This window comes from Saccharopolyspora soli, from assembly GCF_022678645.1.
GTDB classification, from domain to species: Bacteria; Actinomycetota; Actinomycetes; order Mycobacteriales; family Pseudonocardiaceae; genus Saccharopolyspora; species Saccharopolyspora soli.
Map to the genome: position 1 here is coordinate 1 of NZ_JALBWV010000114.1, position 15,324 is coordinate 15,324.

Annotated in this window: 15 protein-coding genes; 6 read left to right on the top strand and 9 right to left on the bottom strand. The window is 68.0% G+C overall.

The window, feature by feature from the left end:
- Nucleotides 1–134: 134 nt before the first annotated feature.
- Together MOQ72_RS42345 and MOQ72_RS42350 are read right to left on the bottom strand one after the other, a co-directional pair.
- On the bottom strand, nucleotides 135–1,238 hold the full coding sequence (locus tag MOQ72_RS42345; RefSeq protein WP_242191655.1) for a hypothetical protein: 1,104 nt from the start codon (nucleotides 1,236–1,238) through the stop codon (nucleotides 135–137).
- Nucleotides 1,235–2,404 carry a type VII secretion protein EccE gene (locus MOQ72_RS42350; RefSeq protein ID WP_242191656.1) on the bottom strand — a complete coding sequence of 390 codons (1,170 nt, stop codon included), beginning with the start codon at nucleotides 2,402–2,404 and terminating at the stop codon, nucleotides 1,235–1,237. Before MOQ72_RS42350 ends, MOQ72_RS42345 begins: the two co-directional genes overlap by 4 nt.
- A 233-nt stretch (nucleotides 2,405–2,637) precedes the next feature.
- Between MOQ72_RS42350 and MOQ72_RS42355 the strand changes: the two genes are divergently transcribed.
- A complete protein-coding gene (locus tag MOQ72_RS42355; RefSeq protein WP_242191657.1) occupies nucleotides 2,638–3,612 on the top strand; it encodes a sigma-70 family RNA polymerase sigma factor in 975 nt (324 codons plus the stop codon).
- A gap of 273 nt (nucleotides 3,613–3,885) precedes the next feature.
- Here the strand turns inward: MOQ72_RS42355 and MOQ72_RS42360 are convergent, their stop codons facing one another.
- Nucleotides 3,886–4,779, bottom strand: coding sequence for a 5-oxoprolinase subunit C family protein (locus tag MOQ72_RS42360; RefSeq protein ID WP_242191658.1), 894 nt, complete (start codon nucleotides 4,777–4,779; stop codon nucleotides 3,886–3,888).
- Between the two features lie 329 nt (nucleotides 4,780–5,108).
- Between MOQ72_RS42360 and MOQ72_RS42365 the strand changes: the two genes are divergently transcribed.
- From MOQ72_RS42365 to MOQ72_RS42375, 3 genes are all read left to right on the top strand, one after another.
- Nucleotides 5,109–5,315, top strand: a complete 207-nt coding sequence (locus MOQ72_RS42365; protein ID WP_242191659.1) for a hypothetical protein — start codon at nucleotides 5,109–5,111, stop codon at nucleotides 5,313–5,315.
- A gap of 317 nt (nucleotides 5,316–5,632) precedes the next feature.
- Nucleotides 5,633–7,528, top strand: coding sequence for an N-acetylmuramoyl-L-alanine amidase (locus MOQ72_RS42370; protein WP_242191660.1), 1,896 nt, complete (start codon nucleotides 5,633–5,635; stop codon nucleotides 7,526–7,528).
- Between the two features lie 31 nt (nucleotides 7,529–7,559).
- Nucleotides 7,560–8,114 carry a flavoprotein gene (locus MOQ72_RS42375; protein WP_242191661.1) on the top strand — a complete coding sequence of 185 codons (555 nt, stop codon included), beginning with the start codon at nucleotides 7,560–7,562 and terminating at the stop codon, nucleotides 8,112–8,114.
- Nucleotides 8,115–8,181: 67 nt separating this feature from the next.
- Here the strand turns inward: MOQ72_RS42375 and MOQ72_RS42380 are convergent, their stop codons facing one another.
- Nucleotides 8,182–8,649 (bottom strand): MarR family winged helix-turn-helix transcriptional regulator, encoded by a 468-nt coding sequence (locus tag MOQ72_RS42380; protein ID WP_242191662.1) that lies wholly within the window; start codon nucleotides 8,647–8,649, stop codon nucleotides 8,182–8,184.
- Nucleotides 8,650–8,734: 85 nt separating this feature from the next.
- Here MOQ72_RS42380 and MOQ72_RS42385 point away from each other — a divergent pair, with 85 nt between their 5' ends.
- Complete coding sequence (locus MOQ72_RS42385) at nucleotides 8,735–9,382, top strand: FMN-dependent NADH-azoreductase (RefSeq protein WP_242191663.1); 648 nt, start codon at nucleotides 8,735–8,737, stop codon at nucleotides 9,380–9,382.
- A gap of 97 nt (nucleotides 9,383–9,479) precedes the next feature.
- On the opposite strand, the gene MOQ72_RS42390 is transcribed toward MOQ72_RS42385, so the two are convergent.
- From MOQ72_RS42390 to MOQ72_RS42410, 5 genes are all read right to left on the bottom strand, one after another.
- Nucleotides 9,480–10,628: an oxalate decarboxylase family bicupin gene (locus MOQ72_RS42390; protein WP_242191664.1), complete on the bottom strand. Its 1,149-nt coding sequence runs from the start codon at nucleotides 10,626–10,628 to the stop codon at nucleotides 9,480–9,482.
- A 183-nt stretch (nucleotides 10,629–10,811) separates the two neighbouring features.
- A complete protein-coding gene (locus MOQ72_RS42395; protein ID WP_242191665.1) occupies nucleotides 10,812–11,183 on the bottom strand; it encodes a ClpX C4-type zinc finger protein in 372 nt (123 codons plus the stop codon).
- Nucleotides 11,184–11,810: 627 nt separating this feature from the next.
- Complete coding sequence (locus MOQ72_RS42400; RefSeq protein ID WP_242191667.1) at nucleotides 11,811–12,575, bottom strand: SDR family NAD(P)-dependent oxidoreductase; 765 nt, start codon at nucleotides 12,573–12,575, stop codon at nucleotides 11,811–11,813.
- A 205-nt stretch (nucleotides 12,576–12,780) separates the two neighbouring features.
- Nucleotides 12,781–13,467, bottom strand: a complete 687-nt coding sequence (locus MOQ72_RS42405; RefSeq protein WP_242191668.1) for a DUF899 domain-containing protein — start codon at nucleotides 13,465–13,467, stop codon at nucleotides 12,781–12,783.
- A gap of 469 nt (nucleotides 13,468–13,936) precedes the next feature.
- The gene (locus MOQ72_RS42410; protein WP_242191670.1) at nucleotides 13,937–14,830 is read right to left on the bottom strand and encodes a LysR family transcriptional regulator; all 894 of its coding nucleotides are present in this window, start codon (nucleotides 14,828–14,830) and stop codon (nucleotides 13,937–13,939) included.
- A gap of 163 nt (nucleotides 14,831–14,993) precedes the next feature.
- Here MOQ72_RS42410 and MOQ72_RS42415 point away from each other — a divergent pair.
- A partial coding sequence (locus tag MOQ72_RS42415) for an NAD-dependent epimerase/dehydratase family protein (RefSeq protein ID WP_242191671.1) occupies nucleotides 14,994–15,324 on the top strand: 331 nt, incomplete at its 3' end.

A 15,324-nucleotide genomic window follows, 5' to 3' on the forward strand; every position in this document is an offset into this window, starting at 1 on the left:
CCACAAATAAAAAAAACTCTTCGCGGGCGCGCCTTCTTTTTTTTTAAAACCCCCCCCCCCCCCCCCCCCGCCCCCCCCGGGGGGGGGGGCGCCCCCCCCCCCCCCCCCCCCCCCCCCCCCCCCCCCCGACGAAGTCAGTAACGGCCAGGTGGGCCGAGTTCTTCGCGCTCTTCGTCCGCTGTGGACAGCCAGACGTAGTGGTTCTCCGACTTCGTCAGGACGGCCAGCATGTCGTGGCGCAAGGCTTGCAGCTGTCCAGCGGTGCGGGAGGTGAAGCCGCGGGAGGCGGCGATCACCGATGCCTCGTAGGGCATCAGGCGCTGGAGCAGCACGACGTCCGATCGCAGGGCCGTCGCTCGATGCGGGGTGAACTGGTGCAGCACCATCACCCGCGTCAGCCAAGGCGCCGGTTCAGCCGGGGACGGCGGGGATTCCCCGTCGTACAGGGACAGCACCGGGGCGTCCGGTGACGCCACCACACCTGCCTCCGAGCCCGGCTCCAGGACCGCGACCCGGTCGCCGCGCCCGGTCGCCACGCGGCCCAGGTTCGACCAGCCCGCTGGCTGGTCGGTGAACACCAGCACCTTCGCGCCGTGCCGCAACGCCCGGTAGGCGAGCAGTCGCGCCGCCCAGGACGCGCCGACCAACGCGACCGACACCGGGTCTGGCCGGAACAGCGTCAACGTCACCGGGAAACCAGCCTGGTTGCGGCCCAGCAGGAAGCCGAACGACGTGCCGGTCAGCTGCATCAGGTCGAGATCGCGCTCGGTGGCCTGGTGTTGCCCGATGTCCAGCCGTGGCACCGAACGCTGCTTCCGCGGTCGCCAGTCCGGGTGCTTGCGCACGATCACCGTCGGGCTGTCGTCGGCGTACGGCCCCGGCCCGCCCGCGGGCGGCATCGGCGCGGCGAGACCGACGGCCCTGGATTCCACCGATGCGACCGAAGCGGCAGCGGCGGTGTTGCCCAGCACCGCTCCGTTGGCCCGGCCGTTCCACTCCGACCCACCCAACGCGGGCGCGAACGCCGAATCATCCGCGCCGACCTGCGGCCCGTCCAACTCCGGACCGGCGGTCGGCACCGGCGGCTTCGCCGCCGAGATCACCGGAACCAGCTTGTGCACCGCAGTTTTGGCGCTCTCGTCCGACTCGACGCCGCGCGACTCGGCGACCGGGGCTGGCGCCTCCTCGGGAGCCACCGGGGGCTGTTGAGCGGCCGACTGGAACTGTCCCGCGTTCACCGCGCGCCACCTCCGGTCGGGGCCGAAGCGTACACCGCGGGCAGCTGCTGTCCGTCCAATCTGGACAGTCGTCCACCCGCGTGCTCGGCGAGCCGGAGGATCATGTCGCAGGTCTGCTGGTACTGCTCAGCGGCAGTGGCCACCCGCACCAACCCGCGAACACCGGTGCTGCCCTGTTCTGGCTCCACCACTATCGAGATGTTGACCTGCGCGTCCGGCACCTCGGCGAGGGCCGAGAGCAGCAGCGAACCGCGTTCCGGGTTGGGCCAGGTGCGCATCCAGAAGCACCCGTGCGTCAACTTGGTGGAACGCCAGCAATCCCACTCCTCCTGCGGCTGGACCGGACGCAGATCCGTCGGAGCCCCCAGATCGCAGGACCGCACCAGCGCGTCCAGCAACCCGTCGGAATCCAGCATCCGCGCCGTCAACCCCCGGCGCCGCAACGACCTATCCACCCTCCTGGTCAGCTCGGCCAGCACCACGGGCACGTTGAGATCCCCACCGGGGCGGTCGACCGCCGCCTGGGCGACGGTCTGCGAATCCAACCGCACGGCGAGCCACGTCGCGTGGTCGCGCTGGTTCGCCCCGGTCAGCGGCGCGCTGTGCAGCACCACCTGCACCACGACCCCGGCCTGTTCGGCCTCGGTGGCGATCCGTGCCAACGCCGACAGCGGGATCGGCGGCTGCGGCCCGTCGTCGGTGCCGACCTCCAGCACGGCGAACCAGCCCGCGCCATCGCTACCCATGCCCAGCCGCGCACCCTCGACGCCCGCGACGTCCTCCACGGTCAGGTCGGGCGCCAACTCGCACAGCGACACCAACCGCGGGTCGTCCCGGCGAGCCGCGACGATGCCCCGCCGGGCTCGGAAACGAAGGCGCAACCGGAGGATTTCCGTCCACCACTTGTCTTTTCGCCAGCCGAAAGTCGCGACCGCGGCGGCCACCCCGACCAGTCCGCCGACGATCAGCGCCCACAACGCCTGGAAGATGAAGAAGCACAGCGAAAGCTGGACGAGTTCGAACACCAGCAGCCGGGCGAGGCTGATCGGTCCGATGCGGCCCGGCTTGCGCCGGGGACGGAACCACGCCTCATCGCGCGAGCGGCCGAACCGCCCGGCCGCACTCGCGCTGGGCGGTTGAACCGGAACGCTGGTCTGCGTCGTCATCGATGGCGGATCCCTCCCACCCGGCAAGATTATCTTGGCCGCAGCCCGGCGGACAGCCACCTTTTCGATCCGCCGATCGGCCCAGCCGTACCCGGCCCGCACACCGACCCCAGACCTCGCGCCCGACCAGCGGTTTCGCCGAGCTTCCCGAGCTGACCGCGCGCCAGCGCCGTGACAGCCCGATTCGCCACCCTGGACAACTGCGTGCACGTGCGTCCGAAAGGCGTTGGCAGGTGGCGGCACCGCTGCTGGACATCGAACCGGATGTTTGCGAAACGGGCGGTGGCCGCAACGCGACCACCGTCGACCTGGTGCGCCTGTACCTGGCCGCGATCGGCCGAGCCGAACTGCTCGACCAGGCCCAGGAAATCGAACTCGCCAAGAGCATCGAGGCCGGGCTGTTCGCCGAGCACCTGCTGGCGCACCGAGCCGATCGGCTGTCCCGGCAGTACCGGGCCGAGCTGGCCGAACTCGTCGCGGCAGGCCGGGCCGCGAAAGTCGCGCTGCTGGAAGCGAATCTGCGGCTGGTGGTGAGCATCGCCAAGCGCTACACCGGTCGCGGCATGCCGCTGCTGGACCTGGTCCAGGAAGGCAACCTGGGCCTGCTGCACGCCATCGAGAAGTACGACCACACCCCGCGGTTCAAGTTCGCCACCTACGCGACCTGGTGGATCCGCAAAGCGATCACCCGAGCGCTGCTGGACCAGCCGCGCACCATCCGACTGCCCGTCCACGTGGCGGAACAGGTGAACCAGGTCGCGCGGATCCGGCACGAGATGTCGGTGCGGTTGGGCCGGGAACCGCAACACCACGAAACCGCCGAAGCGCTCGGCATGTCGCCCCGCCAACTGCTCGAACTGCTCGCGCACGCCAAGGAACCGATCAGCCTGGACCAAGCGATCGGACCGGACGGCAACGCAACGCTGGCCGACCTGCTCGGCCACGACCCGCACGCGTCGCCCGAAGAGGATGCCGGATATCGCCTGCTGCGGCGAGAAATCGAGGCGGTGCTGAACACGCTCGACCAACGCGAGCAGGAGGTGATCCGCCTGCGCTGCGGCCTCGACGACGGTCGGCAACGCACCCTCGACGAGATCGGCAGGGAACTCGGAGTAACCCGAGAACGCATCCGCCAGATCGAACGCCGAGCCCTGCAGAAACTCCGCGAACCAACCCGAGCCGACCGCCTCCTGACCTACGCGACCTGACCCAGCAGCCCGACCCGCAGCCGAGCCGAAAGCGTTTGGCGGTCGCTACCCGGCCGCCAGCTCTCCCGTATCCGAGCCGTACCAGCAGTTCCCACAACCGAAGTCCATGCCGCTGATCTGGGATTTCTTGCGCAAGTCCCGAAACGGGGAGCACTGCGAATCAACAGACCCGGCACGAATAATGAGGAAGGAGTCGCCGGACTGGGAACCCCCCGGCCGAGTCCGGCGACACCATCCACAAAGGACGAAGACCACCGCCGCGCCGGATGAGGTTCAGGCGGGGGCCGGGTCGTACGGGCTGGGAGCTTGTTGCGTGGTGAATTTCAGCCGTAGTCCTGGACGCGCTTGGGCCGCTTTCCCCACGTCGGCGGACACCACCACCGCTATGACCGGGAAACCCGCGGTCACCGGGTGGTCGACGAGGAACAGCACCGGCCGGTTCGACGGCGGCACCTGCAACGCGCCGGGCACCATTCCCTCGCTGGCCAGGTCACCGTGGTGGCGCCGGGCCAACTCGGGGCCGTCGAGCCGGATGCCGATCCGGTTGTTCTCCGATGTCACCGTGTAGGGCTCGGTCAGCAGGGTCGTGAACGCCGCGGTGCCGAACCAGTCGGCGCGCGGTCCCGGCACCACCTGCAATTCCAGCTCGTCCGCGACGGGTTCCGGCACGTGCGCCGGAATGTCGGACGCTGGCGCGCCGGGCTCTGATCCGATGGGCAGCACCACCTCGGACCGCAGGGGTTCCGGTCCGATCCCGGAGAGCAGGTCGGTCGCCCGCGAGCCCAGCACCGGGGCGACATCGATCCCACCGCGCACGGCCACATAGCTGCGCAACCCGAGACCCGGTGCCCCAAGTCGCAGGACCGCCCCGGCGGGAATCCGCAGCGGCGCGTTGAACACCCCGCTACGACCGTCCACAGTGATCGGACAGGGAGCGCCGGTGACGGCGACCGTGACGTCCTGGTCGGCGCGCGCCGCGAACCCGCCCAACGTCACCTCCACGGCAGCCGCCCCGGCCGGGTTGCCGACCAGGCGGTTCGCCAGCTTCAGCGCATCTCGGTCAGCCGCACCGGAAACGCCCACACCGACCGACGCGAACCCGACGCGCCCCAAGTCCTGCACCGTCGACAGTGGACCCGTTCGCAGCACTTCCAGCAATGCGCCCATCGCCCGCTCAGCCCCGCAACGCAGCCGTACCGCTGGGCTGATGCCCGTCCGTCCGTACCCAACGCGTCCGGCGGCAGAGCTCAGGCGCCCCGAGCGTCGCGGTTCTTCGGCTCATCGGTAACTCCGATCACATCGGCCTGCCGCGACGGTACCGAGTTGTTCAACAATCCTGCAATACTAAAATGCAACATGCTGGTTAAGACGTGTCCGCCAACCCCTCCCTCGGACAGCGGCTGAAGTTTCGAGGCGCAGGGCACAGCGACCAAGTAGCTTGGCCCGAAGCTGCCGCTCACAGGTGGGGCTGTGCAGCAACGTATGCAGGAGTGTCGATGTCCGACGAAAGCGCGTGGGCGGGGCTGCCGGACTCCCCCGGCTTGTGCCGCACGTGCCGCCACCCCTCGCTCAACCAGACCAAGCGCGGCACCACCTACCTGCGTTGCACGCGCGCCAAGTGGGACGAGCGGCTGCCCCGATATCCCCGGCTTCCCGTCCTGGAATGCGTCGGCTTCGAAGCGGCCGAGCACGCGCGGGAGTGATCGTTTACCGGCCAGCGCGACCAGATCGACTTCACGATTCGCGTTCGTGCGGCGAGGTCCGAAGAACGACAGATCTGGTTTCGCCAGAAACATCCAATGTGTCGCCGATCACCGCACATTCGGCCACCACATCCCGACAAGGCAGTCGTTCATACCGATAACGCAAAGATTCCGGTCCTTTCGGCCAGCGGACCTTGCGGCAGGGCACGCTTGTCGACAGGTTCCATGATCAGCACCACCCGCAGCGATCGTGCGGAGTTCTGGGGTGTCCACACAAGACTCCGCGAAACGCCATGGCAATGCGAGGTAGCAGAGTCTTGACCACGAGGAAACGGCACTGGTGGACCGCCGTGGCGGCAGCTGTTGCCGCCACCGGACTGCTGACGGCGCAACCCGCCTACGCCGAAGATCCGAACACCGTCGAGCAGCAAGCCTTCGAATCGGCCGCCGCCGAATTCGGCGTCCCGGCGCCCCTGCTGATGGCCACCTCCTTCCAGCTCACCAGGTGGGAGGACCACGGCGGCGAGCAGAGCAAAGCCGGTGGCTACGGCCCGATGCACCTGACCGAGGTGGATCCGGCGGAGCTGCGCCGGGAGAACCCGAAGCTGGTCAAGCTCGCGGATCACCCGACGCTGCACACCCTGGGCGAAGCCGCGAACCTGGTGCACCTCCCACCGGAACAGGTCAAGGCCGACCTGACGCAGAACATCCGCGCCGGTGCCGCGCTGCTGGCCGCTCGCGCCGAGGCAGTCAGCGGGGGAGCGCTGCCCAACAACATCGGCGGCTGGTACCCGGCGGTCGCCGAACTCAGCGGCAGCCCGCAGGCCAGCGGTGCGCGGTCCTTCGCCGACTCGGTCTACGACGTGCTCGGTCAGGGCCGCGCCCGGACCACGTCCACCGGACAGCGGGTGGCTTTCGCCAAGATCCCCGAGGTGGTGCCCGACCGCGATCTCACCGGCACCCGCCTGGAGAACGTCCAGGCCGAACCCGGTCCCGCACCGGAATGCCCGGCGGAGCTGGACTGCCAGTACATCCCGGCCGCCTACGCCCCGACCGATCCGCAGGACCCCAGCGGCGGCTACGGCAACTACGACACCGCGAGCCGTCCGGACGACGTCCGGATCGACTCCATCGTCATCCACGACACCGAAACCTCCTACCAGGCGGCGATCGCGGCGTTCCAGAGCCCGGCGCACGGTGCCGCGTCGCACTACGTGATCCGCTCCTCCGACGGCCAGGTCACGCAGATGGTCCCCACCAAGGACATGGCGTGGCACGCGGGCAGCTGGGATCGCAACATGCACTCCATCGGCATCGAGCACGAGGGCTGGGCGGCCGAGGGCGGCACCTGGTACACCGAGCAGATGTACCGCTCGTCAGCGGAACTGGTCCGATACCTGGCGAAGAAGTACGACATCCCGCTGGACCGCGAACACATCCTCGGCCACGACGACGTCAGCGCCGACAAGCCGGAGCAGGCCGGGGGCGAGCACTACGACCCGGGCCCGTACTGGGACTGGGCGCACTACATGAACCTGCTCGGCGAGCCGCTGGACAGTGGCGCTGGTGGCGAGGAGGTCGTGACGATCTTCCCGAGGTTCGACACGAACCGACCGCTGGTCACCAGCTGCCCGCCGGACCAACCCTGCGTGGACCTGCCGTCGCAACCGGCGAACTTCCTCTACCTGCACACCGAACCGCGCGACGACGCACCGCTGCTCAGCTCGCCGACGGTGCACCCGGACGGCGCCCCCGGCACGACGAAGATCGACGACTGGTCGGACAAGGCGGTCACCGGACGGCAGTACGCGGTGGCGGAACGCGCGGGCGATTGGTTGGCCATCTGGTACGACGGCAAGAAGGCATGGCTGCGCGACCCGAACGGCACGAACACCGCGCCCGCCGACGACGCCGAACTGGTAACTCCGGTCCGGGACCAGATCCCGACCTACGGCATGGCGCTGCCGGAGCCCGGCGAGTTCCCGTCCGGTATCGCACGGCCCGACGTGAAGCCGCTGCAGTACACCGTCCCGGCCGGTCAGGTGTACGTCGCGGGTGAGTCCGCCGCGGCGGAGTACTACTACGCGACCTACGACGGCCTCAACGACCCGAACAACCACACGGTGGTCGTCGGATCCGAGGTCTACGTGCCGATCTCGTACAACCACCGCTGGGTCTACGTGAAGGAATCGGACCTGAAGTCGGCGTCCTGACGATCCGCCTGGCCGCGACATACTGGCGGTCATGCGCACCTTGGGATTGATCGGTTCGGCGGCTGGCGGGGTGGAGCGGATCCGGCCGGCGCTGATCGAACCGGCGATCGCGCGCGGCTGGCGGGTCGCCGTGACGCTGACGCCGACGGCAGGCGGGTGGCTGCGACCGCTCGGCGAGATCGAGCGGATCGAGCAGGTGACCGACCTGCCGTGCCGGGTCGAACCCCGCCAGCCGACCGACGCCCGCCCGCACCCGCCGATCGACTGCTACCTGGTTTGCCCGGCGTCGGCCAACACGGTCGCCAAGCTGGCCCTCGGCCTCGCCGACAACCAGGCGCTGACCACGCTGGGCGAAGCGATCGGCACTCCGGAAATGCCGGTCGTGGTGTTCCCGAAGATCAACGTGACCCACGTGCGCCACCCGGCCTGGCGGTCGCACACCGAAACCTTGGCCACCGCCGGAGTCCAACTCCTGACGGGAGACGACTACTGGCCCCTGCAAGGCCCCCGATCCGGCCAAACCCCGGAAATCCCCTGGTCGAAGATCCTGGAAGCCGCGGAGGCCGCGACCACCCAACGCCCCTGAGCACCCGCCTTCGCACGGCCGCACGTCGACTGCCGATTTCGCACGAAGTCGCCGCCGCTACCGCGATTCAGTCGTCGCAGGTCGCGGTACAGATCAGAGTGCTCCCGGTGGTCGCCCGGTGGAGCAGGTCGTAGAGCATGTCGCGCTGGTCGTTGTCCAGTGCGCCGAGCACCTCGTCCTCTGCCGCCGCGAGGGCGAACTCGGCCTTCGCCAGCTTGTGCGCACCGACTTCGGTGAGCTCGACGATGTGGCGACGGCGGTCCTCGGGCGAGCGCCGCCGTTCGATCAGCCGCTCGGCTTCGAGGTCGTTGAGCAGCCCGACGATGTTCGTCCCGTCCATTTCCAGCGTCTTGGCCAGCGCCTGTTGGGTGCTTCCACCGCTGTCCCGCAGCACCGTGAGGGCGACGAGGTGACGAGGCCGCAGGCCCATCGGCGCCAGTGCCGACTCGGTGCGCAGCCGCATCCGGCGCGCGAGGTGTTCGAGCAGCGCGCCCGAACGGCGTGGCGGCTGGTTGACGACCGGCAGTGAGGCCATTCACCAACTCTATCCGACCCGACCAACCTATCGATGTGCTACAAATAGTTTGCCTTACACAAACGATCGATGAGAGGTCATCGACATGGCTAACCTGTTGCAAATCGACTCCAGCATCCAGGGCGACCGTTCGGTCAGCCGGAAGCTCACCGCGCGGGCAGCCGATGCCTGGCGCGCCGCGCACCCCGGCGGCACCGTGACGTACCGCGACCTGGGCAACAACCCCCTTCCGCACCTCGACGACGCGGGCGGCGCGGCCCGGATGCTGCCGCCCGACCAGCACACCCCGGCACAGGCCGCGTCGTGGGCGCTGACCGAGCAGGTGGTCGAGGAGGCGAAGCGAGCCGACACGATCCTGCTGGGCCTCCCGCTGTACAACTTCGGCCCGCCCAGCAGCGTCAAGTCCTGGGTCGACTACCTGATCGCGGCCGGGCTGTCCTTCGACCCCGAGACCCGTTCCGGCCTGCTGAGCGGCCGCGAGTTCATCGTGCTCGCTGCTCGTGGCGGCGGCTACGGCGCGGGCACGCCCCGCTACGGCTGGGACCACGCGGAGCCTTGGCTGCCGCACGGCGTCTCGATGACGGGCCTGAAGCCGCGCTTCATCACCGCGGAGCTCACGCTCGCCGAGGTGACGCCGGAGATGTCGGCACTGGTCCCGCTGGCGAAAGAAAGCCTCGCAGCAGCGGAACGCGAGATCGACGGCCTTTGGGCGCAGCCATCGGTCCCGGCCTGAGCGGTCGTCCGCAACGCGGTTGAGCGGCGCTCAACCGCTGGCCGCACACCCAACATCACCCGCTGCGGAAAACCGAGCACAGCGCTCGGTTTTCCGGTCAGCGGAACACTGGTCGCTTGTCCTTGTGCAGTGATCCCATCGCGACGTCGTTGAAGTTCAGGTGGTGGCGCACCACTTCCGGCGGGGTGAGGGCCAGCCACTGGACGAGGCTGATGTCCGCGAACCTGGGCGCCTTGAACATCTCCAACAACCGCAGCGGGGTGGACCCGGTGTTCTCGATGTAGTGCCCCATCGCGAACGGGACGTAGCCGACGTCCCCGGCCTGGTAGTCGAAGGTGCGGTTGACCCCGCCGCTGGCGAAGACGCCCATCCGGCCCTGGCCGGAGAGGTAGTACTGCCACTCGTCGTTGGTCGGGTGCCAGTGCAGCTCCCGGATCCCGTCCGGCTCGATCTCCACCAGCGCCGCCGAAGTGGTGGTGGAGGCGGCGAAGTTGGTCGAGTCGACGATCCGCGCGGTGCCGCCACTGGTCCGGATCGGCTCCTGGGAGAGCAACCGGTGCTTGAAGGTCCGGGGCACGTCGCCGGTCGGACTGACGACCCGGTCGGACTCCAGCGGCGGCGGTGCGGAACCGTTGAAGATGTAGAGCTCGGACTCGGGAATCGAGTCGAAATTCTCCTCGGCGATCCCGAAGTTCTTCGCGAGCACCGATCGCGGGGTGTGCGCGAACCAGTCGCTGAGCAGGAACGTGTTGTTCTCGGAGAAGTTGCCGTCGTCGAAGACCAGCAGGAACTCGACGCCCTCGGCCAGGGCCTGGATGTGGTGGGGAATCCCGGCCGGGAAGAACCAGAGGTCGCCTTCGGAGACGTCTTCGAGGAAGTTCCGGCCCTCCTGGTCGACCGCGCTGATCCGGCAGCGGCCGTTGAGCACGTACGCCCATTCGGATTGTTTGTGCCAGTGCAGCTCACGAATCGCACCGGGGTTCAGCCGCATGTTGACCCCGGAAAGAGTGGTAGCGATCGGCAGTTCGCGCTGCGTGACCTCCCGAGCCCAACCACCGGGTTCCAGTCGCATGCTCGCCTGGCTGAAGGAGAACTTCATGTTCGGCAAGGTGCCCGAGTCGGTCTCCGGTCGCGTCAACATGCTGGGGTTCTGGAGATCGACCGCTACGTTGCGCGGTCCGGGATCGGTGCCGCCGGAGTTCCCGCGGATCGGCTGCGGCACGCGATGCTTGGTGTCCTCGGTCATCGAACAGGTCCTTCCCGACTAGGCCGTCGCGGCCCAGCACCCCCATGCGCTGGGGGCCTGCCGCGTTTCGACGGTAGGAGACGCGGAAGTGACCCGCAGTTCCCGGAAGCCGGGTTCACGCGACCGCGCGGATGCCGGGAAAATCACCACATCACAAGGAAAACCACTCGCATCCAGGCGTGGTCACCGCTCGCCGGAGAACCGCTCCCACGCGGACTGCCGGGAGATGCCCAGCGCCTCGCCGATCCTGCTCCAGGTGACCTCTCGCCGGCGCAACTCCTGGACCCAGGAGTGCAGATTGGCCTCGACCTGATCGGCGACCGCAGCGACGCGGGGAATGTGCTCGAGCATCTGCTCGTCGGACAGCGATCCCCACATGGGCAACTTGGGATCGACTGGTTTGCCGCGGTACTCCTCGATGATGGACCCGGCCAAGCCAACGCACCCGTCGCAGATGTGCACGCCAGGCCCGGCGACCAATTTGTCGACCTCGGTACTCGCCTTACCGCAGAACGAACACCGCAACACCTCAACCGCCGAAGCAGAAGCAGCCATCCCACCCTCCTTGTCAGACTTACCCTGACAAGCTAGATCGTCAGGACGACCCTGACAAGGGCCGAACGCCTGCTACGCCATCGCCCCGATGACAGCTTTCGCGACAGCTTGAGCGGCTATGTCCACGGACCGCCACACCTCGGAGGCATCCGACCCCCACTCCATGACCTTGTGCTTTTCGAGCAGGGCTGCAAGCACGGGCGACGACTCCGGCGGAAACGCGGCCCCGCCGCGCAGCAGGGCGACTGCCTTTTCAGGTCCTCGGGCGCGGTACTCCGTTCACCGACCACGCACCTCGCCACGTCCAGCCCGGCCTTCGGCGATGAGCCACCCCTTGGGCGGATGCTGATTGTGGAGATCACCTCGCCCACGTCGCGATCGAACCCACCTACGAGCCCCCAGTCCGGACCACCGGCACGTACCCCCACGTGATCCCCTACGCGAACAACGGAACATGACGTCTCCGCTCACCGGTGCGGCACCTCGCCGCTGAGACGATCAACTCTGCTTGGGCATGTCCGAAGCCATGCCGAACCATGAAAGGGAAACTCCGAACACCCGAGTAGTGACCGTTGGTGTTCTGTCTCAGATCAGATTGGCTTCGGAGGACGAGTGACACTGGCTAGCTCAGACCTGCGCAAGTCCTCCGTCGACGAAGAGTTCGGCACCGGTGGTGAAACTGCTGGCATCAGTTGCCAGGAAGAGCGCGGCTGCGGCTACCTCGTCCGGGTCTCCCAACCGCCCGAGGGGCATGGCGGCCAGGAGCGCGTCCTTGAAGTCGGTCGCCTGAGCCGGATCGGTCGCGACGCCGGAAAACCCGGGAGTCTCGATCGGGCCTGGGCTGACCGCATTGACCCGGATACGGCGCCCCGCCAGCTCCACCGCCCAGGTGCGCGCGAAGTTGCGAATGGCGGCCTTGGTGGCGCTGTAGACGCTCGTCCCTTCGACGCCCTTGGACGCGGCGATGGACGACGACAGGATGACCGACGCGCCATCCGACAGCAGCGGCAGCGCCTTCTGCACCGTGAACAGCAGCCCCCGGACGTTGATGCCGAAGACGCGGTCGAAATGCTCTTCGCTGACCTCTTCCAGTCGCGCGAGCTCAGACACACCCGCGTTCGCGAACAACACGTCAATGCGGCCGCTGTGGTCCCTGACCCGGGTGTAAAGACGGTCCAGGTCCCCGTGCGAGGACACGTCGCTTCGCACCGCGATGGCTTGTCCGCGGTCGCTCTGCTCGTTGATCGCCTTCACCGTGGTGTCCAACTCGGCCTGCCGTCGACCGGTGACGAACACGGTCGCCCCTTCCAAGACGAAACGCCGAGCAGCGGCCGCCCCAATACCCTCGGAACCGCCGGTGACCAAGGCGACTTTCCCATCGAGCTGACACATAAGACATCCCTCCCCGCCGATGCTCCCGTTTCCCAAGCACCGATCACACGGGCCCTTCGCCCTCAGAACACAAGGGCTCATGCCTGATCGACGTGCGGTCATGGGTTGTGGCGCAGAGATCCGTTCGGCCGAGGTGCAGCCAGCATCTGAAAATGGTGTGTCCATCATCAAACGAAGCCGGACAAGTAGTGCCCGGGTGGCACCCTCACCCATCCACTCCGTATAGCGCGGCTATGTCTTCGGAAGCGGCCCACCGGCTGTAGGTGGGCGCCTGCGGCCAGCCCTCGGGCGAGTCCTGCCACTCCTCCTGCCGCCCGTACGGCAACAGATCGATCAGCGCGAAGCTGTGACTGAGCTGCTCGGTGCCACGGCCGTTGGTGTGCCAGGTGCGATAAACGGTGTTGCCGTCCCGCAAGAACACGTTGACCGCGAATCCCCCACCGGGCGGTGCACCGACGTCGGAACCGAATGGACTGTTCGCGGTGGAATACCAGGTCATCTGGTTCCCGACCCGCCGCTTGTAAGCGAGCGCCTCGTCGATCGGACCTTGGGTGACGATGACGAACCGGGCGTCGTAGTTGTCCAGGAACGCCAACCGGGTGAACTGCGAGGTGAACCCGGTGCAGCCCGAACACTGCCATTGCTCGCCGGGGAACCACATGTGGTTGTAGACGATCAGCTGTGACGTACCGCCGAAAAGGTCTGCCAGCCGGACCGGTCCCTCCTCGCCCTCAAGGGTGTAGTCGGGCATCTTGACCATCGGCATGCGGCGGCGCTGCGCGGCGATCGCGTCGAGTTCTCGGGTCGCAGCCTTCTCCCGGTCGCGCAGCGCGTCGAGTTGGCGCTGCCAGGTGTCGGCGTCGACTACGGGCGGTAGTGCGTTAGTGGTCACGGGTTCCCCTAACTGATCATGGTCATGTTCACGGCTCACGATTCGTAGGTACAGACCCCACCCGCTCGACGAAATCATCGGTGGCTGGCGACGTCGACGTGGACATCCAGGTAAGACAGCTCCTGACCCGCATTTAGGGCTGTAGTCGTTGGAGCCACGACCGAGCCGCGGCTTTCGATCACAGCGCCTGGTTGGCCTGCCCGTCCGGCGAGGACACCGCGTTGGCCCTACATCGAGACTGGCGCGCACCAGCCCGCTCCTGGTCGAAGGTCCTGAGATCCAGGTCAAGCCGGTGGGCGAGCGGCGCTTGGTAGCAGGTGAGATCGCATGATTACTCGCTCTGCCGCCACCACTCGTCTGGATCGCTACGCCTGCGCGCCAGCACCTTGCTCTGGTGGCGGTGGGCGGCACCTGAGTCTCCTGTCGCGGAATCATCTGTTCTCGGCGCGCTAGTCGAGAGCGGAAAGGCTCAGTCCCGCGGTGGGCCGGTGAGGAGCTCCTCGGCGAGCTTGGTGAAGTCGGCGACGAGCCGGCTGCGTTCGCCTGCCCGGGTGGCAAGCACGACGTGGCTCGGCTCGACGCCCTCCAGCGGGATCGCAACCAGGTCGGGGCGCAGATGCGCCGCCGCGCCCACCGCGATCGCCACGGCCTCGCCTGCGGCGACCACCTCGAACTTGTCCTCGAGCGCGTTGATGATCGGGCCGTCGGGTGCGCTGCTGCCGTCGGGGCGGGGTTCCAGCCGCCAGTACGCGCTCCACGTCGCGTCCGCCCCGGGGATGCGCGGCATCGGCTCGTCCGCGATGTCGTCGAGCGTGACGGACTTCTTGCTGGCCAGGCGGTGCTCCCGCGATACCACGACGGCCCTTGGCTCCTCGTAGAGCAACGTCACGCGCAGGCCGTCGGTCGAGAACGGCAGGCGCGTGACGACGGCGTCTGCCCTGCGGTCGAGCAGCGCCGCGCGTGGTTCGTGGTACTCGAAGTGCTGGGTGTGCACGTCGGCGTCGGGATGCAACTTGCGCATCGCCTGCGCTGCGGGCGTGACGATGAGCCCGCTGGTGTAGCCGATGACGATGCGGTTCGGCCGCGCGGCCGCGCGAGCGGTCGCCGCGGCGCGCGTCGCCGAACGCAGCAGCGCCTTGGCACGCGGCAGGAACGCCTCACCGGCCTCGGTCAAGGCCGTGCCCCGCGGCGTGCGGTCGAGCAGGCGCGCCCCGAGTTGCTGTTCAAGGCGGCGGATTTGCCTGGACAACGACGGCTGCGCGATGCGCAACGCGTCGGCGGCCTTGCCGAAATGCCGGTGCTCGGCGACCACGGTGAAGTACCGCACGAGCCGCAGGTCGAGGTCGGAGGGCGCATCGCTCATGCATTCAGGTTATCCCTGAATTCCACCTTCGAACCTACGAGCAAGGGCAACGAACTGCGGTGATGCCCATTTCGTATCGCAGAATGCGAAACAGGTCTTGGACACCCGACGATGCCCGGACGCAGCCTGAACACATCGGAAAAGCACGTTCTAGGAGTTCTCCATGCGGGTTTTCGTCACGGGCGCGACCGGGCTCGTAGGCAGCGCGGTCGTCCGCGAGCTGGTCGGTGCGGGGCACGAGGTACTGGGACTGGCGCGCTCGGACGCGTCGGAGGCGGTGCTCGCCGCCACGGGCGTGGCTGTGCAGCGCGGCTCACTCACCGATCTCGACAGCCTGCGCGATGGCGCCATCAAAGCCGACGCGGTCATCCACACCGCTTTCATTCACGACTTCTCCGATTTCGCCGCGGCCGTTGAGACCGACCGGCGAGCCGTCGAGGCGTTGTGTGAAGCACTCACTGGATCGGGCAAGCCACTGCTGGTCACGTCGGGAA

Coding starts and splice junctions, on each gene's coding strand:
- MOQ72_RS42365 (WP_242191659.1), top strand. CDS start 5,109: ATGTCCGACGAAAGCGCGTGGGCGGGGCTGCCGGACTCCCCCGGCTTG.
- MOQ72_RS42350 (WP_242191656.1), bottom strand. CDS start 2,404: ATGACGACGCAGACCAGCGTTCCGGTTCAACCGCCCAGCGCGAGTGCG.
- MOQ72_RS42390 (WP_242191664.1), bottom strand. CDS start 10,628: ATGACCGAGGACACCAAGCATCGCGTGCCGCAGCCGATCCGCGGGAAC.
- MOQ72_RS42395 (WP_242191665.1), bottom strand. CDS start 11,183: ATGGCTGCTTCTGCTTCGGCGGTTGAGGTGTTGCGGTGTTCGTTCTGC.
- MOQ72_RS42375 (WP_242191661.1), top strand. CDS start 7,560: ATGCGCACCTTGGGATTGATCGGTTCGGCGGCTGGCGGGGTGGAGCGG.
- MOQ72_RS42410 (WP_242191670.1), bottom strand. CDS start 14,830: ATGAGCGATGCGCCCTCCGACCTCGACCTGCGGCTCGTGCGGTACTTC.
- MOQ72_RS42360 (WP_242191658.1), bottom strand. CDS start 4,779: ATGGGCGCATTGCTGGAAGTGCTGCGAACGGGTCCACTGTCGACGGTG.
- MOQ72_RS42380 (WP_242191662.1), bottom strand. CDS start 8,649: ATGGCCTCACTGCCGGTCGTCAACCAGCCGCCACGCCGTTCGGGCGCG.
- MOQ72_RS42385 (WP_242191663.1), top strand. CDS start 8,735: ATGGCTAACCTGTTGCAAATCGACTCCAGCATCCAGGGCGACCGTTCG.
- MOQ72_RS42400 (WP_242191667.1), bottom strand. CDS start 12,575: ATGTGTCAGCTCGATGGGAAAGTCGCCTTGGTCACCGGCGGTTCCGAG.